Here is a 25655-nt window from a genome sequence, read left to right on the forward strand (position 1 = left end):
TTTGGGATTTTGTATCATTTCATGGTCAATTTCAGGCACAAATTTAGAAAAGGTATCCCTATTTGCGTTTTTGAATCTCCTTTTAAGCGCTTTCAAATCACAGCAAACGATGATAAGATGAAAATACAAGGATTTCCAAAGGGAGGCAGCCTATGTACCGGCTCTTGATCGCCGAAGACGTATTTGAAATCCGAAACGGCCTGAGCAGCTACTTTCCCTGGAAGGAAATCGGCTTTGAGGTCGCCGGATTGGCCGAGAATGGAAGCCAGGCGCTGCAACTGCTGGAGGACGAACAAATCGACGTGCTCCTCTGCGATATCCGTATGCCGATCATGACAGGCATTGAGGTGGCGAGGCAGCTGCATGAGATGGGCTCCCCCGTTAAAGTTGTGTTCCTGAGCGGTTACAAAGATTTCGAATATGCCAAGCAGGCGATCATTTACGGTGTCAAAAACTATATCGTCAAACCGACGCAGCATGATGAACTGAGGCAAGTGTTTCGAGAGATCAAGCTGCAGTTGGATCAAGAGCGCAAGATTGCGCCTAAAGAGGCTGTGCTCGCGGAGGATAACAAGGTCATTGCCCGAATCAAAGCCTATATCGAAGAGCAATTCGATCGGGCGACGCTGGAGGATGCCGCCAAGCTGGTGCATATGAATCCCTTTTATTTGAGCAAATATTTCAAGCAAAAAACGAAAATGAACTTCTCCGATTACGTCAACCAAATCAAAATGCAGCGAGCTGCCTCGCTGCTGGAAAGCCTCGACTACAAAATTTACGAAGTCAGCGAATTGACCGGATACAGCAACGCCAAAAACTTCACCCGCAGCTTCAAGAAATTTTACGGTGTGAGCCCGAAGAGCTACCGACAACCGGAGTAGAGGTCCCCCATGACGCAAATGAAACGCCGCCTGCTGCTGCGAAATTTTCTGACTTTTCTGTTGCCCACGCTCATTCCGGTCTTGCTTCTGGGCACTTTGTCCAGCGTTATTATTCAGCAGTACGTGAAATCGAACATCCAGACGGAAAGCTCGAACATCCTGAACCAGACGAAATCTAACGTGGAGCTGATTCTGAACGAGCTCGATTCTTTAAACGTCTATTTTATGACCAACGCGGTCGAGTTTGTCCGACTAAAGGCTTTGCTGCAAAAGCCAAAATTCGAACTGGACGATTATGCGGCTCTGGCGACGATTAAAAACTACATCGACGCCCCCGCGATGGCGCGGCCTTTCATCGATTCCATCTATATTTATTTGGACAATGACAAAAAACAGTTTATCACCTCGTCATCCGGAGGCTTTGAAAGGGTCGATTCGTATTATGACGACGGCTGGTATCAAAGCTATCTAGACCATAACGAACCGAATTTGATATGGACCGAAATGCGCAGCGTAAAAAAAAGCACCTTTTCCGTTACGGACACACAGCTCATCACCATTTACCGTAAACTGTCCTTGTCCTCACAGGAAGACGGCGTCATCGTGCTCAATATCGATCCCAAGTATATCGAGAATTTGTTCCATCCGCTCTCCACCCTGCAAAACCAACAAATCTTCATCATCAGCCGGGATGGTCAAATTTTGGCCAATAGCGGGAATTCGAGCTTCCCGCAAGCTGCCGACGCCGCAGCTCTTGCAAGTGTGCCCTACGGCTCCATCTATCGCTCGGACTCTGGGATGGAACCATTGTACGTATTCAAAGCGCACTCCGACAAATACGGCTGGACTTTCTATTCAACCGTTCCGCGCCGCACGTTGTACAGTGCCCCCAACACATTGACGAATATTACGCTGGGCGTTATTCTCATATCGTTGCTCATCGGCACAACGATTACATTCATGCTCAATCGCAAAAACCGCAACGATCTTCGCCATATCGTGAACATCCTTCAACTGGCACAGCAAGGCAAACCGTTGCCCGAGCCGCCGGAGCAGGTGAAAGATGTCTACAGTTATATCACGCACGGCATTCTGACAAAATTTATTGAGCAGCATTACCTCACCGCCATGCTTTCCGAAAGGAAGCAACGGGCACGCGTCATGGAATTACAGGCGCTGCAAGCCCAATTGAACCCTCATTTTCTGTTCAATACGTTGGAGACGCTATCCTGGAAAGTCGTCAGTCTCACGGGCAAGCCCAATGAAGCCAATCGAATGATCGACAACCTGGCTAAAATATTGCGGTATGCGCTGGACGGGAACCCAAAAAATGCGATTCTGCAGAAGGAAATCAAGTTTACCCAAAGCTATATCGATATTCAAAAGGTACAGTACAAGGACAAATTCGATGTGCAGTGGGCCTATTCTCCGGATGTCCTAAAGTACAATGTACCGAAGCTCCTGCTGCAGCCGCTAATTGAAAACAGCTTATATCACGGAATTAAGGAAAAGGAAGGCCCCTGCAAAATCAAAGTCAAAATCCGAAAATCAGGGGACGAGCTCATCGTCACGGTGCTGGATAACGGGATCGGCATGAGCCGGGAAAAACTGCGCGAGGTGGAGACGCAGCTGCGGCAGCAGGCTCAGGACAACGACGCGCTGCAAGCCTCGCATATCGGCCTATCCAACACGCATAAGCGGCTCGTGATCACCTATGGAGAGAATTACGGGCTGATCATCCGGAGCAAAACTCATTGGGGGACGGTTGTGCGGTGCCGGATCCCGATTTGAAGACCAGCTCCCCTTCATCAAACCGCTTGCAACCTGGGACTCCAAACGGAGTTCTTTTTTTTTTTTGCGCCCTGACAAAAATCGGGCGGAAGACTATAATAACAAAAGCACACCATTTTCCCCCGGATGAAGCTAGAGGTGCATACCGTGTCTTATATCGTATACGATCTCGAAATGACTGTGAGACGCAAAAAAGGACAGGTCGCGGAAATTATCGAGATCGGTGCCGTAAAATTGAAATTGGAAGACGGAGCCCCGAAGCTGGCCGGGACGTTCCAGTCGTTCGTCCGGCCGGTCATCGTGCCACAGTTGTCAGCGGATACGACGGCTTTCACCGGGATCACCCAGCAGGACGTGAACGGCGCCGGCACGCTGGCGGAAGCGATCCGCTCGTGGGTGGAATGGATGGGGCCGGAACAATATTTTCTCATCGCCTGGGGACCCGACGACCATCGGCAGCTGGTGCAGGAATGCCGGCATCACGGCATTTCGACGGACTGGATCCTCAACCACAACAACCTGCAGAAGATGCTGTCCAAAGCGTTTAAGCTGGAGAAGCACCAGCAGCTCGGCTTGAAGCCCGCTCTGGAAATGCTGGAACTTCCTTTCTCCGGCTCTCACCATAGAGCGCTCGACGACGCGCTGAACACGGCGCAAATTTTCACCAAGCTGTTCGACCAGCTGCAGTTTCGCCGCAACAAGATCAGCGAGGAAGCGAAGGTCGAAACGGAAGTCGTCTATAAAACCGAGCATTTCGAAAATTTGCCGTTTGCCGGCCTCGCCCGCCTGCTCCCGGAAGCCAAACCGCCTCGTCATGAAGACTGAGGCGGTTTTTGTTTGTCAATCAGGGTCAACCACTTTCGTATATTCACCTCTGATTGAACTCCGATATAACCATTAATCGCCTGTCAGAAAGACGGCAATAACTGTTTATACTTGGGATCCAACTTCTTCCGTTTTTACTCGTCAAATGAGTATCCTCCCCGGAAGGAAGCGATCCCCTTGTCCTCCCCCTTTTTTCTGCGCTTGTTGTTGGCGGCAGCCTGGCTTGTTCTTGCCTCCTGTTCGAATTCTTCGCCGCTGCCCGTCAATGCTCCGCATTCCGTACCGCCGGAGGTTTCCGCTGCGCCTACTGGTGATCCTGTGCCGCAGTCGCCATCTCCTTCCCCATCTCCATCCAAGGAACCCGAAGTTAAGGCCGTTCCCTATCACGGTCCCATCGAACACATTTTCTTTCATCCACTCATCCTGTTTCCCGAGCTTGCGTTCGACGGTGATTCGATAACACGCGTCTACGACGACTGGTTCGTCACCGTCCCGGAGTTTCAAAAAATGCTGACGCTGTTATACGAGCGAAATTATATTTTGGTCGACATCCACTCGTTATATCGTCTTGAGACGGTAAATGGGAAATTGACGGCGGTACAGCAGCCATTATCTCTACCCGCGGGCAAAAAACCGCTGGTCCTCTCCATTGATGATCTCAATTATTACGAGTACATGAGGGCGAACGGCAACGCCTGGCGGCTCGTCCCCGACCGCGAGGACGGTGTTACGGCTTGGGCCCGTACGCCTGACGGTCAAGAAAAGTCGTCGCGAGAGTGGGAGATCGTGCCGTTGTTGGATGATTTCGTGAAGCGGCACCCCGATTTTTCTTGGCAAGGAGCCAAAGGCATTCTCGCTCTTACCGGTTACGAAGGCGTTCTCGGCTATAGGACCAATGAAAGGGAAAGCCCGAATTACAAGGGAGAGAAAGCCAAGGCGCTGGACATGATCCAACGTCTGAGAAAGAACGGCTGGACATTCGCTTCTCATACTTGGGGCCACATGGACGTGAAAAAATCGTCTCTCGCGCGGCTGAAAAGAGATACGGCGCGCTGGAAGGAGGAAGTAGGTTCGCTGGTCGGTTCGACCGACGTATTTGTGTATCCGTACGGCAGCTCTGTTGCGCCGGAAGATCCCAAGCTCGCTTTTTTGCGCAGCCAAGGTTTCGTCGTGTTTTGTTCCGTCGGCCCGCAGCCTTTCCTTTCTTTCCGAGACGGCATGCTCCGCATGGACCGGCGGCACATCGATGGAATCTCGCTTCGCACACAGCGCGCGCGGCTGGAACCGCTTTTCGGAAACTCTCCCTTATTGGACCCGGCACGGCCTAAAATCCCCACGAAGTGAACGATTCGGCCAAGCATTTCATCTGGTCAATCCCGCTTCCGATATGATAGACTGAAAGTTAATTATTTTGATATTGCTTAGCGAAAGAGAGGAATCGAGATGTCCGCCCCCAAAATGAGATCCGATATGATCAAAAAAGGGTTTGACCGTGCTCCCCACCGCAGCCTGCTCCGTGCGGCTGGCGTAAAGGAAGAGGATTTCGGCAAACCGTTCATCGCGGTCTGCAATTCCTATGTCGACATCATTCCGGGCCACGTGCATTTGCAAGAGTTCGGCAAGCTGGTCAAAGAAGCCATCCGTGAAGCGGGCGGCGTTCCTTTCGAATTCAATACGATCGGCGTAGACGACGGCATTGCCATGGGCCATATCGGCATGCGCTATTCTTTGGCCAGCCGCGAGATCATCGCCGACTCCGTGGAAACGATGATCAACGCCCACTGGTTCGACGGCATGGTGTGCATTCCGAACTGCGATAAAATCACCCCCGGCATGATGATGGGCGCTCTTCGCGTCAACATCCCGACCGTGTTCGTGAGCGGCGGCCCCATGAAAGCCGGCAAAACGTCCGACGGACGAAGCATTTCCTTGTCCAGCGTGTTCGAAGGCGTCGGTGCCTATCAAGCGGGCAAAATCGACGATAAAGGGCTGCTGGAGCTCGAATCCTACGGCTGCCCGACTTGCGGCTCCTGCTCCGGCATGTTCACGGCCAACTCGATGAACTGTTTGGCCGAAGGTCTCGGCCTCGCGCTGCCGGGCAACGGCACCATTCTTGCGGTCGCTCCCGAGCGCAAAGAATTCGTCAAGCGCTCTGCTAGACAGCTCATGGAACTCATCAAAGCGGATATCAAGCCGCGCGATATCGTGACCAAAGAAGCGATCGACAACGCGTTCGCCCTCGACATGGCGATGGGCGGCTCCACCAATACCGTTCTTCACACGCTGGCTCTCGCACATGAGGCCGGCATCGAATATCCGATCGAACGGATCAACGAAGTCGCGGCCCGCGTGCCGCACCTGGCCAAAATCGCACCGGCTTCGGACTATCATATCGAAGACGTGCATAATGCCGGCGGCGTCAGCGCCATCATCAACGAGCTGCTGAAAAAGCCGGGAGCCTTCAACGGAGATTGCATCACGGTGACCGGCAAGACGCTGCGCGAAAATGTCGCCGGCTGCGAGATCCAAAATACGGACGTCATCCATACACTGGACAACCCGCACAGCGAACGCGGCGGTTTGGCGGTACTGTTCGGAAACTTGGCGCCGAACGGCGGCATTGTGAAAGTCGGCGCGGTTGACAAGTCGGTCGGCGGCTATCATCGCGGTCCGGCGATCTGCTTCGACTCACAGGAGGAGGCGCTGTCAGGCATCGCGAACGGGAAAGTCAAAGAAGGCCATGTGGTCGTCATCCGCTACGAAGGCCCGAAAGGCGGTCCGGGCATGCCGGAAATGCTGGCTCCGACTTCGCAAATTGTCGGCATGGGTCTCGGCGCGAAAGTCGGGCTCATCACCGACGGTCGTTTCTCCGGCGCTTCCCGCGGCATCTCGATCGGCCACATTTCGCCCGAAGCGGCGGAAGGCGGACCGATCGCATTCGTCCAAGACGGCGACATCATCGAGCTCGACATGAACAACAACAAGATGACGCTCGAAATCAGCGACGAAGAGATGGAACGCCGCCGTTCCGAATGGAAAGGCTTCGAACCGAAAATTAAGCGCGGTTACCTTGCCCGCTATTCTGCACTCGTCACTTCCGCCAGCACCGGCGGCGTCATGAAAATGTAAACCGCCTCTTATCTCCGCCCCCGTCCGCATGGACGGGGGTTTTTCATCGGTTCGATCGCCTCCACGCAAACTTGAGTTTGGCAAGGACAGGCGTCCCCAATGGGCGACTTATTTGTTTCACCTCTCAATCCAAATGGATTGCCTGGATTGCCGCAATTCCCCCTCCTTCTCCCCCTCATACCGTATCTATTTCGCTCATACACTGCTTCTCCTGATTCCCACCTTTTGCCCTTATCCCGTTCGCTCAGTTAACATAAGTGCGCTTCTCCTGATTCCCACCTTTGGCCCTTATCCCGTCCGCTCAGTTAACATAATCCGCTTCTCCTGGTTGTCATTTTTGGTCATTTCCCAGCGCAAATTCTCCCACCCGAGCGAAAGGGATAAGGCGTAAAGGAGGGAAATCTGAGACATCGTGAGTTGATACCTGAGTGAAGGGGATAAGGCGTAAAGGAGGAAAATCTGAGACATCGTGAGTTGATACCTGAGTGAAGGGGATAAGGCGTAAAGGAGGGAAATCTGAGACATCGTGAGTTGATACCTGAGCGAAGGGGATAACGCGAAAAGAATTGGGGAACTGATAGCTGCGCTAAGCCGAAAAATCAAGAACCCCCAGCTTGCGCCGGGGGTTCCGTTGCCTTTACATCGAATGCCCTAGCTGATCCGGGTTGATGCCGGGTTCCCTCGATACCGCCGCTTCGGGCACGTTCGAGCGGGCCGAACGCGAAGGGCGTTGTTTCCCCGTGCGGTCTTTCCAGGACAGCAGATCGTCGCGCTCCATGATCAGCATTCTGGCCGTCAGCCGCTCTCCGTAATCCTTTACGCGTTTGCCGCCCTCCGGATTGATGACCGAGAGCATGAACCGCAAATACAGATTGGTCATCCAGGAAAAAACGCCGCGAGGCAATTCAAACGTCTGAAAGCCCAGACCTTCCGAGCCCCGGTGAATCATGGAGACGCCGTATAACGCCTTCACACGATCGCCGTTCGGAGCATAATCCAGAGCCCTGGCCATGTGAGGCAGAATGCCTTCCACTTCACGAATGAGCCGGATGGCGGTATGCACAGACGACCGGGAGCTCATGCCCATATCGAACAGCATCCGGTTTTCAAAATGCATCTCCATCACAAGATCGCCCGGGTTTAACCGTTTGTTATCGCGAAGCTGCACAGCCGGACCGGTATATTTTCGAATCCTGAAATTGAACTTGTCATCGTCGCCGACCTTCTGCAAGCGGAACATCACGTGGAACAACTTCTCCCACAGCATCCAGACGCTCACGACGACTTTCTTCCATGGACCGATCCGATGTGCCGGCTTCCGGAGCTCAGCCGGTTTCGGACGCTCTTCCGTTCCTGAATCGGATGCCGCCATTGCATCTGGCCTCCTGGTTTTCTGGTAGTTTTCCGTCAAAGAGATCATCTCATCCACTCCGACGAAGCGATACCCCGCTTGCTGGCCGTCCTGCAAAATGCGCTCCAGCGCTACGATCGTTTGGGCCGGCGCTTCGATATCGGCACCGAACGTACGGCCGCAGTCGTGAAGCACAAACACTTCTCCGGGACGAAGCTTTTGGCGCATGCGCCTGTAGAGCCGGTCCGCCCCCATGCGTTTGCGCCAGTCTCCGAAAATGGACGTCCACAGCACGATCTGGAGATGGCCCAGCCGGCGGTAGTCGAATATGTTTACGATCCCCCAGGGAGGACGATAGTAATGCGGACGAACGCCGGTAATACGGTTGATAATTTCCGACGTGCGCTCAATTTGTTTTTTCACCGTTTTGGGACGCATCAGCCAGTTCGAGTGATGAACGTAGTTATGAATGCCGATCACGTGGCCTTCCCGGTGGATTCGCGCTACCACTTCCGGCCATTGCTCCGCGTGGGAGCCAACGACAAAAAACGTGGCTTTCGCTCCGTACCGCTTCAACAAATCAAGCAGCTTGGGCGTATAGTCCGGATCCGGCCCGTCGTCGAACGTCAGGGCGATTTCCCGTTCCGTCCGGCCGCGCAAAAAGACCCGGAATCCGAAAATCCGGCTGATAAGCGCCGGTATTAGGGCGTAAAAAGAAAAAAAATAAAAACCGATCCAGAGGATGATTTCCATGCCTTCCCCACCATCTTGTAGCAAATTGAGAGCGCAAGCGGTTCGTGCCTCGTTTCATTTTACCATATCGGCCTCCGCTTGGGGCTTTCGAATCGTATCTTTTTTGCGGGCATGAAAACTGGTATCATCTTGTTAATTCCAAAATGGACAAGGGAGAAACCCAACATGTTCACGTTTTACCAGAAATATTGGCGCACGGCCTTCGACATCGCGGTCATCGCTTTTACCGTGTGGCTCACGATGTTCGTGTTCAGCTACTTGTACCAAATTGCCACTCCGGTTTTTCTTTCGTTCGTGATCTTCCTCTGTATCGAGCCGCTCGCCAAACGGCTGCACCGGTGGGGGATGAAAAAATCGATCGCCACAGGCATCAGCATGCTCTTGTTTATCATCGTCGTGCTAGGTGTCCTCGCCGGTCTGGGCTGGATCTTTTATTTGCAGATCGACCAGTTGTGGCATGCGCTGCCGAAATATCAAAACCAGTTATCACAGCAAGTCGCCGCCATAACTGAAGAATTGCAGACTCGCTACAAGGCACTCCCTCCGGATGTAGCCGAAAGGCTGACGACCGCAATTTCCAAAGTGACGGAATGGGGCAGCAACGCTGCCGTGCTGCTGCTGGGCTGGCTGATCGGTTCCCTCAAATCCACCTCGTCGTTCCTGTTTAATTTCTCGGTCGCGTTGATTCTCGCTTACTTCCTGAGTCTGGAAATTGACAACTGGAAACGTCTCGGAGCGGAGCGCTCGCCCCGAACATTCCGAAAAGCTTTCCAATTTCTGCGGGACAATGTGTTTAAAGGGATCGGCGCTTATTTGAAGGCGCAAGGCAAGCTCATCAGTATCACATTCGCCGTCATTTTCCTGTCGCTGCTGGCGCTTGGTGTGCCTAACGCGTTCGCGATCGCGCTTCTCGCCGGCATTTTCGACGTGCTCCCGCTGCTCGGCGTCAACACGCTGTTCATTCCCTGGATCATCTACCTGTTCATTGTGGGAGACAACGAATTGGCGATTTGGTTGACGGTACTTCTCGTTGTCGTCACGACAACCCGACAATTCCTGGAGCCCCGCATCACCGGACAGACGGTGGGGGTGTCCGCTTTCACGATGCTGGCCTTCATGATGATTTCGCTCTCGTTGTTCGGGGTGGCCGGTCTGATCTTGGCACCGATCATCATGATTTTGCTCAAGGCTCTTTACGATCAGGGCTACTTTCATCGCTGGATTCGCGTTCCGCACGACGAATTCACCGTGTCTCCGTTAATACCGCGGCCGGACGATCCGGTAGAGCGCTCCTCTCCAGAAGCCGCAGACGCTCCATGACGTCGCCGAATACCGAAGCGGCCCGGTTTCGCAAACCCGCCGGCTGATTCTCGATCAGTATGGCAACCGCATACCGCGGATGCTCATTGACAGGCCCGTAACCGACGAACCAATGGTCGTTACGGGCTTTTTGCGCGCCAGCGAGCTCCGCGGTACCGGATTTGCCGGCCAGGGGCCACACGGAAGAAGCCAGCGCTTGACGCGCCGTTCCTTCCGTCACCACGGATCTCATCGCCTTCAGAACCGCGGCCGCCGTTTCTTTGCCGATCTCTCCATACTTGGAAGGGGCCGGCTGCGGCCGCAGCTCCGCCATGAATTCACCGTCGGCATAACGAATTTCTTTCACCAGCCGGGGTGCGGCCGCTTGACCGCCGTGAAGCAGCGTGACGACCATATTGGCAGCTTGAAGCGGCGTGATGCGGACATCCCGCTGGCCGATGCCCGTACCCGCTCTTACGCCTCCGTCTCGCGCCGTTTTTTTGTCCCGGAAAACGGCACCGGCCTCTTCCTCGCCCATCAGCTTCAGCGGACGGCCGTCAAGGAACCGCTCCGCGCGCCAGCCGACTTGCCGCCCGAGCCCGAGTCGCTGTGCCGTAATGTGGATCCAGGCGGGATCCAGCCTTTCCGCCAAGCCGGCGAAAGCCACGTTGCACGATTCCGCGAACGCCTGCTCCAGCGTCAGCTGTCCGTGTCCTTCGCGGCGCCAGCATCTCAGTCCGTAGCGGTGATACTCGCCGTCGCATCGGATTTGCTGTCCGAGATCGGCTTCGCCAGCTTCCAGCGCTGCCGCCAACGTCACGATCTTGAACACCGACCCCGGAGGGTAGGCGGTAATGGCGTGGTTCCGCTCATCCGTCCCTTTGCCTCCGATATTTTGCGGATCCAGTCCCGGCAGCGATATCATCGCCAAAATGTCCGCATTGGCCGCATCAAGTACGACCGCGGCTCCTTCGCGGACACCGGCTGTCCGCATGGCCTGTTCGACCGAGGATTGAATGCCGAGATCGAGCGTCGTGTACACTTGCACCGGAAAGTGGGAGTTGTCCGGCTTCGTCATGCGCAGCCCGAGCCCGGCAAGCGGCAGCCGTCCGGCATCGGTCAGCTGCCGGACGACGGACGGGCCTACTCCTCTGAGCAGCCGGTCCATCGATTTCTCCAACCCGGCTCCTCCGATGACATCCGTCGCTTGCAGCCGATGCGAAGCCAATCGCTCCGCGTAAAGGCGGGACAGCCGCTCCGGATGCTGCGACACGTAACCGATCGCATGCAGGGGGGATAGATTTTGCGCGTAACGGTTCCGGTATGGAAGCACGGTCACGCCCACCAGGCGCGTTTCGTCGACGGTTCGAATTTGCTCCTCCGAAAGAGCGGCGGCCGACTGCGTACCCGGCTTCGTCCAAACGCGAGGCTCCTTCAAATCCCGCAGCCAGCGTTCCAGCTCCGCCCGGGAAGTACCGAGTGAGTCCGCCAACCGCTTCAGCGCTTGCGGTGTACCTCTCGGCATGCCATAATTCGGAAATGCGGCCAGACTCATCACCGGGAGTCCGGTAATCGGCCTTCCCGTCCGGTCCCGAAACTGCCCCCGCCCATCATCGACCGTAAGCCCGTCCGATCTTTGCAGCACCGCTTGCCTGGTTATCGCGGGCTCTGCAGCCATTGCCCCGGCGAATCCCAGCTGCAGCCAGGCCAGCCGGCCTCCTGCCGCCAGGAACAGAACCGCGATTGCAAGCAGCACCTGCAACAGCCTCCGGATCCGCAATTCCTTCATCGGTGTGTTCCCTCCGCCGCCGTTTCTCTCTCCTATCGTTTCCATCGACGGCTCGGAGCAAAACAAAAAAACCGCCCGGGAATTCCCAGGCGGCTCTCTTATGCGCGAATCAAGCGACTGTAAATTTGGACAAAGACTCGCGAAGCCGGTTCGATACGTTCTCCAGCTTGGAGGACAACTCCACGAGCCCTTCGCTGACACTCAATTGTTCATTGCTCAGCGAAGCGACCTGCTCGGAAGTGGCGGAGGCCTCTTGTGCGACGGAGCTCACGTTGCTCATCGCCAGAGACAAAGTCGACTGCGCTTCCTCCAGATGGCGGACGGACTCGGTCGCTTTATCCAGTCTATCTGCGAAGCTGCCCATGTTCTCCTGCACGACGACGAATATTTGATTTGCTTCCCGCACCGATTCGATCTGCTCTTGGAAAATCGGATACGCTTCGGACAAAACGGACACCGTTTCATCAATTTCTTTTTGGATGTTCTCCACGATTTCCCCGACCACCCCGATCGACTGGCGTGACTGATCGGCGAGTTTGCGGATTTCGTCGGCCACGACCATGAAGCCTTTGCCGGCGTTGCCGGCACGCGCAGCTTCGATGGTCGCGTTCAGCGACAAAATGTTCGTTTGCTTGGAGACGTTCCCGAGCACGTCCAATATTTTGCGAATGGAACGGGTGCTGTCCTTGAGCTTGTCCACTTTGTCGACCATGGAACGGGTCATGTCTTCGGTTTGCCCGGTTTTCTGGATCAGCGTGCCCATGAAGTCGGAGCCTTTGCGGCTCGCTTCCTCAACCTCGCCAGCCGCATTCCCCATTTGCTCGTTGGACGCGATGACACTCTGCACCTGCGAGCCGATTTCTACGGTGAGCTCGCTGCCCTTCTCCGATTCGACGGCCAAATTCGTGGCGCCGCCCGCGATTTCTTCGGTCGCGATCGCGATTTCTTTCGCCGCTCCGGCCGTTTTTTGGGAAGCCTCAGACAGAGACGAGGCGGTTTCGAGCACTTCCTTCGCAGATTGATTGGTCTGTTGAACGAGGCCGGTGATCTGCTCCATCATCCGGTTAAAGCTGTCCGCGACCTGCCCGATCTCGTCACGCTGGCGGAGCGTCGATCGGACGGTCAGATTGCCTTTCTCGCCTTCATTCATCAGCGTGCGAAGCTGTGCGAGAGGGCGGCCGACCGTGCGGAGGACGACCAAGCCAAGAGCAGCCGCGATGACGGCGGCAACGACACACATGATCAGGGTGAGGTTGCTGATTTGTTTGGCATCTTTAACAAGCGAAGACACTGGAACATTGCCGATAACTTTCCAATTGTTCGTATTGATCGTTCCAACCGCCGACAGCATGGGTTCCCCGTGAAAATCGATTGTGTCGGAGGTTGCCGGAATCGGGCTGGTGTACTTCTCGCCGTCCGTTCCATCCTTGTCATAAACGATTGAGCCGTCCGGAGCCACAATATGGGTATCGTCGCCTTCACCGAAACTGACGCTCCTCATTTGCTCGGACAGTGCTCCGGCTTTTACTTCAATGATCAAGGTATAGGGCTTCCCTTGGTTGATAAACCTTGCCACCGCGAACGTCGGTCCCAACCTGGCACCGTCCAGGCCATTGGGCTGTGTCGGAATCCATACCGCTTTCCCGCCGGCGGCTTTAATCGACTCCAATACCGCTTTCGAAATATTTTCCGGTTTAGACGTAGTGGCCGTAGTCATGAGAGGTCCATCGTGCCCATCCGGCAGCATGGTGATGGATTCCAAGCTGTTATCTGCCATCAAGACGGTGGACAATTTCTCGGTGATCTTGCGTGAGGTGTCGTAGAGTTCATAGTCGTCTTTGGCGCGTCCCATGTTTTCGAGCAACTGCATAAATTGAATGTCCGTAAGGAACTGAAAGGATTGCCGCTCATAACCGCTGAGGAGCAGCGCGAGCTTCCCGGCCGTCTGCTGCGCCGTCTGGGCGCTGGCGTCCGCAACTTTTTGCTGAATGATCGAACTGGATTTGTTGTACGAAAACCAGCCTAACGAGGCGACACAAACAAGAATGCTGCAAAAAATGAGTAAAAACAGTTTCATTCCTACGGAACGAACAGGGTTTTGCAGCTTCGTCCCGCGGAGCGATTTCCCCGTTGCTTGAGTCATTTCACCCAAGTCTTTAAGCCCTTTTTTCCATTGAATCGCCCGCCACATGCCTCCGGTCGCCTGTGCTATTTTGTGCCAAACATTCTTCATCTGTGCATGCCCCTCCGGCTTTAAAATACCGATTCCAGGCAAGTAGAAAAAAACTGCCGAGCGAACCGATAATCCGATCGCGCCCTGTTCGGCATCGATCTTCTTTATCTCTGTTCATTCGACAGTTATAGGTAAAATCCTCTAGTTTTCGCGGAAGCATTTGGATTTTTTTGCGGGATGAATTTTAGTTCACGGGAACTAATCCGTTCGTTTTCGCATCAGATCGAGCGGAGAGACCGGTTGGACGGTATGAATCTTCACCGTTTGAAGAGGGTGACGGGCCACCGACAAGGGTTGACCTTGGGCATCGGTCAGGTCTCCGAGCGTTTGCTTAAAGCATCGTCCGCCCGGGCCGATGAATTCGACCTCCATACCCGGCCGGAAAGGACTCCGCTGCTGGACCGTCGCGATCCCCGCCGATTCATCGTAATCCGTAACGACGGCGGCAAAATCGTAGGGAGCGGGCTTCTCTTCGGGCTCATAAATATGTTCCGTGGCACCCGGCGTTCCGTAAAAAAAGCCGGTGTTAAGCGGACGGTTGGCCGCTTTGCCGATTTCCTCCACCCACTCGGGACGAAGCAGGTAGCCCTCCGGGTCCTCAAAATAGGCGTCAATGGCCTGACGGTAGGCATTCACGACCGACGCTACATAGTGAACGCTTTTCATACGGCCTTCGATTTTAAAGCTGTCCACCCCGGCCTGGATCAATTCCGGCAGGTGATGGATCATGCACAAATCTTTCGAGCTCATCGTGAACAGGTTTTGCCCCGGATCCGCCACGGACCGGTTGTCGGCATGCAGATCGTATTTCCATCGGCAGGACTGGCAACAGCCGCCCCGGTTGGAATCGCGGTCGGTAAAATGGTTCGACAGCACGCACCGACCGGAGACGGAGGAACACATCGCCCCGTGAATAAACACTTCCAGCTCGATATCGACGCGTGACTTCATCTCGCGGATTTCGTCCATGGTCGTTTCCCTGGCGAGCACGACCCGCGGAAGGCCTTCTTCCTTCCAGAACTGAACGGCCTGCCAGTTCATCGTAGACTGCTGGGTGCTCAGGTGAACCTCCAGCCGGGGTGCCACTTTTTGCGCGGTCTCCACAATCGCTGGATCCGCGGTAATAATGGCGGCGATGCCGGCGGAATCTAGTTCCCGCAAGTAATCCGCGATGCCGGGCAAATCTTCCTGGTGCGCAAAAATGTTGGTCGCAACGAACACCTTGGCTCCGTAACGCGAAGCGAATTCGACACCTTCCCTCATCTGCTCGATGCTGAAGTTGTCCGCATTGGAACGAAGGCCGTATTTTTGGCCCCCGATGTAAACCGCATCCGCCCCGTAGTGGACGGCAAATTTCAGCTTCTCCAGACTGCCCGCCGGAGCCAGCAGCTCGGGCTTGACCAGCCTTTGTCTCTGCCCGCGCAGGCCGGGCGATTGTTGCAGCAGCGTCATGCCGTTCTTCTCCTATCCGTGAGAGGTGGTGATGTTCAGTACACCTGCTCCTTATATAAAAAGCCGAAGCCGAGTTCTCTTTCCGGATCCTGCAGCTCCCGAATCGCATCCAGCCATTCCGGATCCGCCTCATAAGCGCCGGGATCGGAAGCAAAGCGCTCCATGGCGGCACGATAACTTCTCAGAACGGTTTCGTTATACAATTCGGATTTCAGCAGCGCCTCGATGTAAAAGCTGTCCACACCCGCCGCAATCAGCTCGGGAAGAGCCTCGAGCAAACAAATGTCGTCCGGGCTCATCACATGGGTGCCCGTGTCGTCTTCGTAAACGGGAAACCGTTCGCCCGGCCGCTCGGCCTCAACCAAATATAAACCTTCATCGGGTCCGCGGTCGATCAAGGAAGCCTCCCGTCCGAGATGTTCCATATAGCTCTGAAGCAAGTTCCGATGCGAGTAATAAATGTTGGTCGTACCATGAACCTGCACTTGAATTTCCAGCGTCGTGTTCCGCTTGAAATCCGCGATTTCCACTTCGTTTAATTCACGCGCGAGCACTGCCCGGACGGCTCCCCGTTTGCCCCAATAGGCGGCAGCCGCGGAATTCGTCGCAACCATCTCGGCGTTCCATTGCAGCGGAACGTTCGGCGCATACTCCCGGGCGTTCAGTACGACGGCGGGATCGCCGAATACCAAGGCGTCGGCGCCGGCTTCGGCCGCCGCGCGCAAATAAGCCGGGAGGCCTGGGAGCTCTCCGTTGCGGAACAGCTTGTTCACGTTGATGTAAGCCTTCGCGCCCAGCGCGTGGATGCGGGAAACGGCTTCATGGAACCGTGCCGCCGGGATCGAACCCGGCTGTCTCATGCCGAATCCGGCTTCTCCGATCAGCACCGCGCAGGCGCCGGCTCGAATATATCGTTCCGCTTGATCGATCGAACCCGCCGCGATCAGCAGCTCGGGGAGTTTGGCGGGAGAGGAAGACATGGTATCGCACCTCCGGTAATTTTTCGACCCGGCCCCCCCGCTCTCCCGCCTGAATGTTGGCGGTTCCGCAGGGTTGCCGGGTCGGTGCGTGCCGAGGGGCACGCAAGGCCGTTATTTTTTGACGTTTTTTTCGCTCAGCTTGATGTTCTTCTGATGCTGGGCGTAAGTGACGGCGAACAAATGCGTGTTGCTTCCGTCTTTTTTCGTCACGTAATACAAATAATCAGTTTTTGCCGGATACAGCGCGGCCTCGATCGACTTAAGACTCGGGGTGGCGATCGGTCCCGGTGGCAGTCCCGGGTTCAAGTACGTGTTATAAGGGCTCTGTACCTTGAGGTCATCCGTCGAAAGTTTCTCTTTCGGCTTGTCGAGCAAGTACTGGATCGTGGCGTCAATTTGAAGCGGCATTGTTTTCGCCAGCCGGTTCTGAATCACACCCGAAACGATCGCGCGCTCCTCGTCAACCACGACCTCCCGCTCTACCAACGAAGCGATCGTCAGCATCTGGTGAACTGTCATGCCGCGTTCCTGCAGCGTCGTTTGCCAATCCTCCGGCAGCTGGTCGAGCTTTCGGTCCAATTCGGCCAACAGGCGGTTGATGATTTCGGCTTCCGAGCTTCCGTTCCTCACTTCATAGGTATCCGGGAACAGATACCCTTCGAGCGGATAGCGCAGATTGACGTCGGCCGGAATTTGGCCCGCCCACGCCGAGCCGGTCCATTTGGCCCGATCCGCGGCCGTCTGAAGGAACGACTCTTTGTTCACATTGGCCGTTTTGGCCAAACGGTCGGCGATTTGCTGTACGGTGAACCCTTCCGGTATCGTGAAGCGGACGGAAGCAGCCGCCACGATATCTCCGCTGTTCAGCTTCGCTACGATTTGCTCCCGCGTCATGCCCGGCGTCAATTCATACACGCCGGCCTGAAACTTGGAGCCCTCGTCCTGAAGCTTCATCCAAACGCCGAACAAAAACGAGTTGCGAATCAATCCGTTATCCTCCAGCAGCTTGGACACTTTCGATGCGCGCATACCCTTGTCGATGGTCACGCGCACCGGCTTCTCCGACGCCGAGACGGGGCGGAGTCCGTTCCATACATAGAGAAGAGTGCCGAGAACGACGGCCAGCACAAGCCCGAGCGCGATGCAGAACGACCAGAGCAGCACACGCGGTTTCCGCTTGGCCGCCGCGCCGTAAATGGCCTGCCGGCCGGATTCGCCGGAGCCTTCCCCTCCGCCGTTACCGTAGCGGGATCCCGTACGATTCGCCGAAGCATCCGTGCCGCCGTGCGTCCATACTGCCGGCTCCGTCGCCGCGGCGGCCTCTCCGGCTCCCGCGCGGTCCGGTTGGCCGGCATCCCCTGCATTCGCCGGCTCCTCCGGTTTGGAGCTGCCGTCCGTAATCGCCTCATTGCCGTAAACCGATTTCCAGCCGTCCGTTTTCGGACCATTGTCTCTATCCACGTCTGTTCCCCCTCCGAAAAAATCCCACGCATGCGCAAAAAGAGCGGTTGCCCGCTCTTCGTCCGCCTGTTTCAGGGCCGTTCGTCGCTGCCGAATTGCAAATCATCGAAAGCTTCGGCCGCGCGCTCCCATTCTTCGTCGTCCTCGACCGTTTCGAGGTGAAGGCTGCCTTGCGCGTCCCGATCGACGCGAAACACCTCGATATCGCCTTCATCCCGCATGGACTCCGACTGCAGAATCGCGTACAGCCGGCCGTCAATCGCAAGCTCAGCTTCGATGCGGTAAGTGACCGTGATATCCCCGTCGCCGGTTAATTCCACGAACGGTCCGTAGCTGTCCTTCAGAGAACCCGGTTCGGGATTTTGCCTATGTGCGTCTTGACTCAAGCAGGCGCTCCTCCTGTCAATCAGCTCTTGCCCTCAGCATCCGCCTCGGCGTCGCCGAATTCGTTCATCAGGGTGTTGAACGTTTCTTCGACCATGTCCCATTCTTCTTGTTCTTCGATGGCGAACAGTTTGATTTCGTCGTTCTCTTCCTCGTACCGGAAAGCGAACACTTCCTGCTCTTCGTCCGGGTCTTCTTCCGCCGGCACCACCATCAAATATTTGCGGTCGCTGCCGTCGTCCAGCTCGAAGCGCATGATGACCTCGAACGCTTCATCGTTGCCCTCATCGTCCGGAATATAGATGATTTCCGCCTCTTCTTCGGGCATTTTCTTTTCGTCGCTCATCGTGTTTCCTCACTTTCCTCGGGCGTCCAAGTAATTTTGCAGAAGCAGGGCCGCCGCCATTTTGTCCACCACCAGCTTGCGCTTGCGCCGGCTGACGTCCGCTTCCAGCAGCGTACGGGTTGCGGCTGCTGTGGTCAGCCTTTCATCCCAAAGATGGACAGGCACGGATAGTGTCTGCCGCAGCTCATCTGCAAATGCGATACAAATTTCGCCACGCGGTCCGATCGTGCCGTTCATGTTCTTCGGCAGTCCAACCACGATGGCCTCTACCTCGTGTTGTTTCACCAGCTCGGCGATCCGGCGTATATCCTCGCCTTCCCGTTTCCGCTCGATCATCTCCAGCCCTTGTGCGGTCCATCCGAACGCGTCGCTCAGCGCAACCCCGATGCGCCGGTCTCCGTAGTCAAGCCCGAGAATGCGCATCGAATTACCGTTGATGCTGCAAATAGAAGCGGACGAGCTCCTCGATCAATTCGTCGCGTTCTTTTTTGCGGATCAGGCTTCTGGCGTTGTTATGACGGGGTATATAAGCCGGATCGCCGGATAGCAGATAACCCACGATTTGGTTGATGGGGTGATATTGTTTCTCCACGAGTGAGTCGTATACCGTGAGCAGGATATCCCGGGACGATACCTCCTGCGAATCCGCTACGACGTCGAATTTGACCGTTTTGTCCAGTTGGTTTTTGTCCGCCATGCTCATTTCCGGCACCTCGCTATTTCGAAAATCCAGCAGTTCTCTCTCCTAAGTCCCATCATACCACACTCGCGCCCGGACAGGAAATTGTCCCCTTTGTTCATCCTTCTTCATTGACCCGCCAATTGCGCGAGCACGAGCCGTTCCGCGGCTTCGAGCGCTTCGCCCAGCTTGGCCGGATCTTTCCCGCCCGCCTGAGCCAGCTCAGGCTTGCCGCCGCCGCCTCCGCCGCAAATCGCCGCCAGCTCCTTGATGAGCTTGCCGGCGTGCAGTCCTTTGGCGGTCAGGTCCGGCGTGACGGCGGCCACGAGATTCACCTTGTCGCCGTCCACCGCTCCCAGCGCCAGCACAGCCGAGCCCAGCTTGGCCTTCAGTTCGTCGGCGACACCGCGCAGCGCATCCATTCCGCCGACGTTCACCCGGGTGGCGAGCAGCGTCACGCCTCCGACGGATCGCGCACTGCCGGCCAATTCGGCTGCCTCGAGGCGGCCGAGCTTCGCCTGAAGCGATTCGACCTCGCGCTGCAGCTGGCGGACTTCGCCCTGCACCGTCTCGATCCGCTTCGGCACGTCCGCCGTATTGCTCTTGAGCAGCGAAGCCGCCGTTTTCAACGTCGAGAACTGCTCATCCAAATAGGCATAGGCATGACGTCCGGTCACCGCTTCGATCCGGCGTACGCCCGAGCCGATGCCGCTCTCGCTGACGAGCTTGAACAAACCGATTTGCGAAGTGTTCCGCACATGGCAGCCTCCGCAAAGCTCAAGCGAATAGTCGCCGATCCGCACGACGCGGACGATATCGCCGTATTTCTCGCCGAAGAGCGCCATTGCGCCCATCGCTTTCGCCTCGGCGATCGGCTTGAAGCCGATATCCAGCTCGGTGCCGAGCCAAATTTGCTCGTTCACGCGGCGCTCCACGTCCGCCAGTTCCTCAGGAGAAATGGCACCAAAATGAGAGAAATCAAAGCGCAGGCGCTCCGGTTCCACCAACGAGCCGGCCTGGTTCACGTGCTCGCCGAGCACTTGTTTTAAAGCTTTGTGCAGCAAGTGGGTGGCGGTATGGTTGCGCACAATGTCCGCCCGTTCCGCGGACTCGACCGAGGCTGCGACCGTATCGCCTACACGCAGCGTTCCCGCCGTCACGACAACATGATGAACGGGCTGCCCGTGCGGCGCCTTGCTCATGCCGGTTACGGTCGCGGTCACTCCGCTGCCCTTCAGGGAACCCGTATCGCTCACTTGACCGCCGCTTTCCGTATAGAAAGGCGTGCGATCCAGCACGACCAACACCTTCTCATCGTCGCCTGCGGCGTCCACAAAGCGCTCGTCTGCGACAATCGCCAGCACGCGGACTTCAGCCGTCAACGTGTCATAGCCGACAAATTCGCTTTCGACCGTGTAATCGGACAATGCGCCGCCCTGCACCTTCATGCTCTCCGACTCGTGGCGGGCCGAGCGGGCGCGCTGGCGCTGCTCTTCCATCGCCGCATCGAAGCCTTCGCGGTCGACGGTCATGCCCTGCTCCGCCGCGTAGTCCTCCGTCAAGTCGAAAGGGAAGCCGTACGTATCATACAATTTAAACGCATCCGGACCGGAAATCGCCTTTTCACCGGCTGCGCGCGCTTTTTCGCACAGCTCCGCCAAAATCGCCAAGCCTTCGCTCAGCGTTTCGTGGAAGCGCTCCTCTTCCGTCCGGATCACCTTTTCGATAAATTCGCGCTTCTCCAGCACTTCCGAGTAGTAAATGCCCATGATCTCTCCGACGATGGATGTCAGCTCCCACAGGAAAGGACGGTCGACGCCGAGCACTTTCCCGTATCGTACGGCACGGCGCAGCAAGCGGCGGATGACGTAACCGCGTCCTTCATTGGAGGGAAGCACACCGTCGCCCACCGAGAATGCCACCGTCCGGATATGATCGGCAATAACTTTCAAAGCGACGTCATATTCTTCGCGCTGCTTATATTTTACGCCGGCAATGGCGCATGTACGCTCGATGAAGGGCATAAACAGATCGGTATCGAAGTTGGAATCGACGTCCTGTACGATGGAAGCGAAACGCTCGAGACCCGCGCCCGTATCGATGTTCTTGTTCGGAAGAGGCGTATAGCTGCCGTCTTTGTTGTGGTTAAACTGCGTGAATACGAGGTTCCACACTTCAAGGAAGCGCTCGTTCTCGCCGCCCGGTACGCACTCGGGATCGCTCAGATCGCCGTATTTGTCACCGCGGTCGTAGAAAATCTCCGTACACGGTCCGCACGGCCCTTCGCCGATATCCCAGAAGTTGTCGGTCAGCCGGAAAATGCGCTCCGCGGGAATGCCGATTTTCTCGTTCCACAGCTTGAACGCCTCGTCGTCTTCCGGATGAATCGTCACGGACAGACGATCCGGATCGAAGCCGATCCACTCGGGTCCGGTCAGAAACTCCCAAGCCCAGGTGATCGCTTCTTCCTTAAAATAGTCGCCGATCGAGAAGTTGCCCAGCATTTCGAAAAACGTGTGGTGCCGGCGCGTTTTGCCTACGTTCTCGATATCGTTGGTGCGGATGCATTTTTGCGAGTTGGCGATTCTCGGATTCTCGGGTTTGATCCGGCCGTCGAAATACGGCTTCAGCGGCGCCATCCCGGCGTTGATCCAAAGCAGGGATGGGTCGTTGTGCGGGACGAGCGATGCGCTCGGCTCGATTTTATGGTTTTTGCTTGCAAAAAACGCGAGCCACTTCGCGCGGATCTCGGCTGCTTTCATCGGTTTCATCGGTAAACTTCCTCCTTCAATGGTTTACGCCAATAAAAAACGCCCCTGAACGTGTCAGGGACGAATAAGCTTCGCGGTACCACCCTGGTTATCTCGCCCTTATGTACGAATACAGGCGGATCTCCTTGAGCGGGCTGTAACGGACCCATCCGGCGGCTGTACGGCCGCACTCCGAAACCGGCTTCTCCTATCCTTCGCGCCGAAGGTTCTTTCAGCCGTGCGTCCGGCGCCGAGTCGGCGGCAGTGCACGAAACCTTCTCTCTGGTTCGCGGTCTATAGGATACTCTTGTCTCGTCATCGATTTGCTCTATGAACAAGCACTACAATTATATCGAGCCGGTTTCCACGCTGTCAAACGGTTTTTCGCTTGACATAATATGCAAAAACGTGTTGCACGATTACTTTTAACGCGGCGTAAAAAGGAACCGCCAAAATCATCCCCACCACGCCCGCCAGCTCCCCGCCGACCAATAGCACGAAAATAATGGTCAGCGGATGCATTCTCATCGTTTTGCCGACCACCTGCGGACTGACGACATTGCTTTCCAGGTTTTGAACGGCCATATTGACGATCACGACGAACAACGCCATTTTCCAGGAGATGGTTGTCGCCATAATGAGCGCCGGCAGCGCACCGAAAAACGGTCCCAGGTAAGGGATAATGTCGAACAACGCCACGAAGCCGGCCATCAGCAAAGGATAAGGCATGCCGATGATCAGATAACCGATATAGGCGAAAATTCCGGTACAGAACGACACGAGGAACTGTCCGCGAATGTAACTGCCGAGCGCTTCGTCGATATCCTTCATGAGCCGGACCACGTGCTTGCGGCTGCCCCTCGGTACGTATTGCAGCGCCGCCCGCTCGAACACATCCATGTCTTTCATCATGTAGAAGGCGAGAAACGGCACGATCATCGCAATGAAAAACATGTTCACGAGCGCCCCGATATTGTTGAGAAAGTGGGCGATTCTCTCGGAAATTTGTTTCTCGATGCCGGCTGCGGAACGGTTGATCCCTTCCCGCACGCTGGGCGGAAGCATCGTATGGTTGTTGAACCGATCGGCCAGCTGCTGCGCACGTGCGGTCAGCTCGGGCAAATGCTCGTTCAGCTCATCCACTTGCTTGACGAACATCGGGATGACGTTCATCAGGATGACGACGCAGCACGTAATGAAAACGGCGTAAATGAGCAAAACCGCCGCCGTTCGCGGCACCTTCCGGTCATGAAGCAGGTTCACCACCGGATTCAGCACATACGAGATGATCATCGCAATCGCGAAAGGAGCGAGCACCGCTTTAAAGAATCCGTACACCGAAAAGAGCATGGGCCGAACGAGCGAGAGCATGTAAAGCGCGGTAAAACCGAGAATGATATAGACAAGAGCGGCGAACAGCCGACTTTGGGCAAACCGGTTCATTCCTCCACCCCCGGACGTTCGCGGCCGAATTGGCAGTCCACGGCACCGTTCCATTTTCAGTATATGTACTTGTCCCGCCGGTTAAACCCGTCGAAGACGAAAGAACACCCCGGCTTCTCCTCATCGGGAAACCGGGGTGTTCCGCCAAAGCGGTATAGCATTACCGCTTACATTCCGTTGACTTGTACTTGAGGAGCCATCGGTTCACTGAAGAACAGATCGTCCAGTGAGCTCAACGTACCGTCTTCTTCTACTTGGTAGACCGACATTTTTTCGCCGTTTACCGTCAATTCGATAAAGCAGCTCCAGCAATAGAATTGATGGGAACCGATCTTCCCTATATCTTTGGAGTTGCAATTGGGGCATCTCATCATCCGTATTCACCTGTCACTTTCCGCATTCCGCGTATGGTCTCTCTCCAGCACCCGATCATACGACGCGGGCACAAAAATGGCGTCTTCGCCCATGGTGACGTGATCGGGCCCGTCCGGCATCAACAGCCGGCGCCGGCCTTCCAGCACGTCCGCAAGGAAACCGTCCGTCAGCTCATAGCCTACTAATGGTGTACCCTGCGATTCTTTAAAATAAACATCCGAAACCCGGCCCAAAAGCTGTCCGCTCAGCGTAAATACGGGCATGTCCTTAAGGCGGACGGCTCCGCATAGAAACGAACGTAGCAGCCGGGATTTGTGCATCGTAACGACCGCTTGCCTGTCGCGAATCAACAAGGCGTCTTTGCCGCAGGTCGTAATATCTTGCATGTGGACGGCCTGAACGGCTTTCCGGAACCAGACACGGTTGTCGAGCACGACGCCTGCCATGGACCAAAACTCGTCAAGCCAGACGTCTTTCACTTTGCCCACTCTCTTGCCGCTCGGCAGCAGAACGGGCAATCCAATCATCAATTGAACTTGAAGCATCGCCGGCACCCCCTATCGCGGGCGCCTGCTATCTATTACGTAGCCGCGCCGAAATGGTTGCAACGATTTTCGCCGTTTTTTCCGCTTCGGCTGTAGTATTGCCCAATCCGAAGCTGAAGCGGATGGCGGATTGCACCCTTTCGCGGGGCAGGTTCATCGCGGTAAGTACGTGTGACGGCTGCAATGAGCCCGAAGTGCAGGCGGAGCCAGCCGAGGCGGCCACGCCGGCGAGGTCCAGGTTCATCAGCATCGTCTCGGAGTTGAGGCCGAGAAAGCTGATATTCGCGATGTGCGGCAGCCGGTGCACGGCATTCCCGTTCAGCACGAACGCGTCGCGGCCGAGTTCGGTTTCGAGCGCTTGCAGGAACGCTTGCCGAATCTGTTCGGCATGGCTTCGACGCGCGTCGAGGTCGCCTGCGGAAAGTCTCGCCGCTTCAGCGAAAGCCGCGATGCCGGCCACGTTCTCCGTTCCGGCGCGGCGCGCGCGTTCCTGGTTACCGCCGTATAGCAGCGGCTGAAACGGTGTCCCCCGGCGGACGAACAGCAGCCCGACGCCTTGCGGACCGTTGATTTTATGAGCCGATACGCTGAGAAGATCAACCGGCACGCTCTGCAAGTCGATCGGCTCGTAGCCGAACGCCTGCACAGCGTCGACGTGCATGACGGCGCCCCGGTTTTTGGCGATCTGCGCGATCTCGGCATAAGGCTGAAGTGTGCCTGTCTCATTGTTGCCGGCCATGATGCTTACGACCGCCGTCGTATCGTCAATCGCTTGCTCCGCTTCGGAGACCGCAACCCGTCCGGTCTCGTCAACCGGAAGCAGCGTGATGCGGAACCCTTCCTCCTTCAGCTTGTCGCAAGCGTGAAGAACTGCGTGGTGTTCCACGGAAGAAGTCACGATTCCCGTGCGGCCTTTGGCACGTTGGGCTCGGGCGGCGCCGAACAGGGCGGTATTGTCGCTTTCGGTGCCGCTGCCCGTGAACACAAGCTCGGACGGCGAACAGCCGAGCAATTGCGCGAGCGTATCCCGCGCCGCGGTGACGCGTCCTCTGGCCGATCGGCCGAAGGCATGGAGGCTGGACGGATTGCCCGGTCCCGCTCCCGCAGCATCCGCGTAAGCGGATATCGCCTCCGCCCGCATCGGGGTCGTGGCCGCGTGGTCGAAATAAATAGAGGTCATGCCGTTACC

Annotated in this window: 21 protein-coding genes; 6 read left to right on the forward strand and 15 right to left on the reverse strand. The window is 56.2% G+C overall.

The features are described 5' to 3' along the window. The first annotated feature begins 152 nt into the window (after positions 1-152). The 5 genes from E5161_RS06385 (at position 153) to ilvD (ending at position 6626) form a co-directional block, all read left to right on the forward strand. Positions 153-881 carry a response regulator transcription factor gene (locus E5161_RS06385; protein WP_136776864.1) on the forward strand — a complete coding sequence of 243 codons (729 nt, stop codon included), beginning with the start codon at positions 153-155 and terminating at the stop codon, positions 879-881. Positions 882-890: 9 nt separating this feature from the next. After that, on the forward strand, positions 891-2672 hold the full coding sequence (locus tag E5161_RS06390; RefSeq protein WP_136776865.1) for a sensor histidine kinase: 1782 nt from the start codon (positions 891-893) through the stop codon (positions 2670-2672). Between the two features lie 147 nt (positions 2673-2819). Further along, a complete protein-coding gene (locus tag E5161_RS06395; RefSeq protein ID WP_136776866.1) occupies positions 2820-3497 on the forward strand; it encodes a 3'-5' exonuclease in 678 nt (225 codons plus the stop codon). Between the two features lie 177 nt (positions 3498-3674). Continuing rightward, positions 3675-4841: a polysaccharide deacetylase family protein gene (locus E5161_RS06400; RefSeq protein WP_136776867.1), complete on the forward strand. Its 1167-nt coding sequence runs from the start codon at positions 3675-3677 to the stop codon at positions 4839-4841. Between the two features lie 99 nt (positions 4842-4940). Further along, the gene (ilvD, locus tag E5161_RS06405; RefSeq protein ID WP_136776868.1) at positions 4941-6626 is read left to right on the forward strand and encodes a dihydroxy-acid dehydratase; all 1686 of its coding nucleotides are present in this window, start codon (positions 4941-4943) and stop codon (positions 6624-6626) included. A 637-nt stretch (positions 6627-7263) separates the two neighbouring features. On the opposite strand, the gene E5161_RS06410 is transcribed toward ilvD, so the two are convergent. Next, entirely contained in the window at positions 7264-8730 is a 1467-nt protein-coding gene (locus E5161_RS06410) for a polysaccharide deacetylase family protein (protein WP_136776869.1), read from the reverse strand. A 165-nt stretch (positions 8731-8895) separates the two neighbouring features. On the opposite strand from E5161_RS06410, the gene E5161_RS06415 reads away from it, so the two are divergent. Then, complete coding sequence (locus tag E5161_RS06415) at positions 8896-10050, forward strand: AI-2E family transporter (protein WP_136776870.1); 1155 nt, start codon at positions 8896-8898, stop codon at positions 10048-10050. On the opposite strand, the gene E5161_RS06420 is transcribed toward E5161_RS06415, so the two are convergent. The 14 genes from E5161_RS06420 to E5161_RS06485 form a co-directional block, all read right to left on the reverse strand. After that, on the reverse strand, positions 9974-11818 hold the full coding sequence (locus E5161_RS06420) for a peptidoglycan D,D-transpeptidase FtsI family protein (protein ID WP_136776871.1): 1845 nt from the start codon (positions 11816-11818) through the stop codon (positions 9974-9976). The genes E5161_RS06415 and E5161_RS06420 overlap by 77 nt on opposite strands. A gap of 109 nt (positions 11819-11927) precedes the next feature. Continuing rightward, positions 11928-14051 carry a methyl-accepting chemotaxis protein gene (locus E5161_RS06425; RefSeq protein WP_246042117.1) on the reverse strand — a complete coding sequence of 708 codons (2124 nt, stop codon included), beginning with the start codon at positions 14049-14051 and terminating at the stop codon, positions 11928-11930. A gap of 198 nt (positions 14052-14249) precedes the next feature. Beyond that, complete coding sequence (locus E5161_RS06430) at positions 14250-15503, reverse strand: peptidase U32 family protein (protein WP_136776872.1); 1254 nt, start codon at positions 15501-15503, stop codon at positions 14250-14252. Between the two features lie 35 nt (positions 15504-15538). Next, the gene (locus tag E5161_RS06435) at positions 15539-16483 is read right to left on the reverse strand and encodes a peptidase U32 family protein (RefSeq protein WP_136776873.1); all 945 of its coding nucleotides are present in this window, start codon (positions 16481-16483) and stop codon (positions 15539-15541) included. 111 nt (positions 16484-16594) lie between these two features. Further along, positions 16595-17944, reverse strand: a complete 1350-nt coding sequence (mltG, locus tag E5161_RS06440) for an endolytic transglycosylase MltG (RefSeq protein WP_136776874.1) — start codon at positions 17942-17944, stop codon at positions 16595-16597. 71 nt (positions 17945-18015) lie between these two features. Next, a complete protein-coding gene (locus E5161_RS06445; protein WP_136776875.1) occupies positions 18016-18330 on the reverse strand; it encodes a DUF1292 domain-containing protein in 315 nt (104 codons plus the stop codon). Positions 18331-18350: 20 nt separating this feature from the next. Continuing rightward, positions 18351-18674: a DUF1292 domain-containing protein gene (locus tag E5161_RS06450; RefSeq protein WP_136776876.1), complete on the reverse strand. Its 324-nt coding sequence runs from the start codon at positions 18672-18674 to the stop codon at positions 18351-18353. Between the two features lie 9 nt (positions 18675-18683). After that, positions 18684-19097, reverse strand: coding sequence for a Holliday junction resolvase RuvX (ruvX, locus tag E5161_RS06455; protein ID WP_136776877.1), 414 nt, complete (start codon positions 19095-19097; stop codon positions 18684-18686). A 4-nt stretch (positions 19098-19101) separates the two neighbouring features. Then, positions 19102-19377 carry an IreB family regulatory phosphoprotein gene (locus tag E5161_RS06460; RefSeq protein WP_211246695.1) on the reverse strand — a complete coding sequence of 92 codons (276 nt, stop codon included), beginning with the start codon at positions 19375-19377 and terminating at the stop codon, positions 19102-19104. Between the two features lie 104 nt (positions 19378-19481). Next, the gene (alaS, locus tag E5161_RS06465) at positions 19482-22115 is read right to left on the reverse strand and encodes an alanine--tRNA ligase (RefSeq protein ID WP_136776975.1); all 2634 of its coding nucleotides are present in this window, start codon (positions 22113-22115) and stop codon (positions 19482-19484) included. A 360-nt stretch (positions 22116-22475) separates the two neighbouring features. Continuing rightward, entirely contained in the window at positions 22476-23546 is a 1071-nt protein-coding gene (locus tag E5161_RS06470) for an AI-2E family transporter (RefSeq protein ID WP_136776878.1), read from the reverse strand. Between the two features lie 167 nt (positions 23547-23713). Next, positions 23714-23920, reverse strand: coding sequence for a hypothetical protein (locus E5161_RS06475; protein WP_136776879.1), 207 nt, complete (start codon positions 23918-23920; stop codon positions 23714-23716). Between the two features lie 6 nt (positions 23921-23926). Next, complete coding sequence (locus E5161_RS06480; RefSeq protein ID WP_136776880.1) at positions 23927-24466, reverse strand: PRC-barrel domain-containing protein; 540 nt, start codon at positions 24464-24466, stop codon at positions 23927-23929. A 28-nt stretch (positions 24467-24494) separates the two neighbouring features. Further along, positions 24495-25646, reverse strand: coding sequence for a cysteine desulfurase family protein (locus tag E5161_RS06485; RefSeq protein ID WP_136776881.1), 1152 nt, complete (start codon positions 25644-25646; stop codon positions 24495-24497). Positions 25647-25655: the final 9 nt, after the last annotated feature.

It is taken from the genome of Cohnella pontilimi (assembly GCF_005049045.1).
Taxonomy (GTDB): Bacteria; Bacillota; Bacilli; order Paenibacillales; family Paenibacillaceae; genus Cohnella; species Cohnella pontilimi.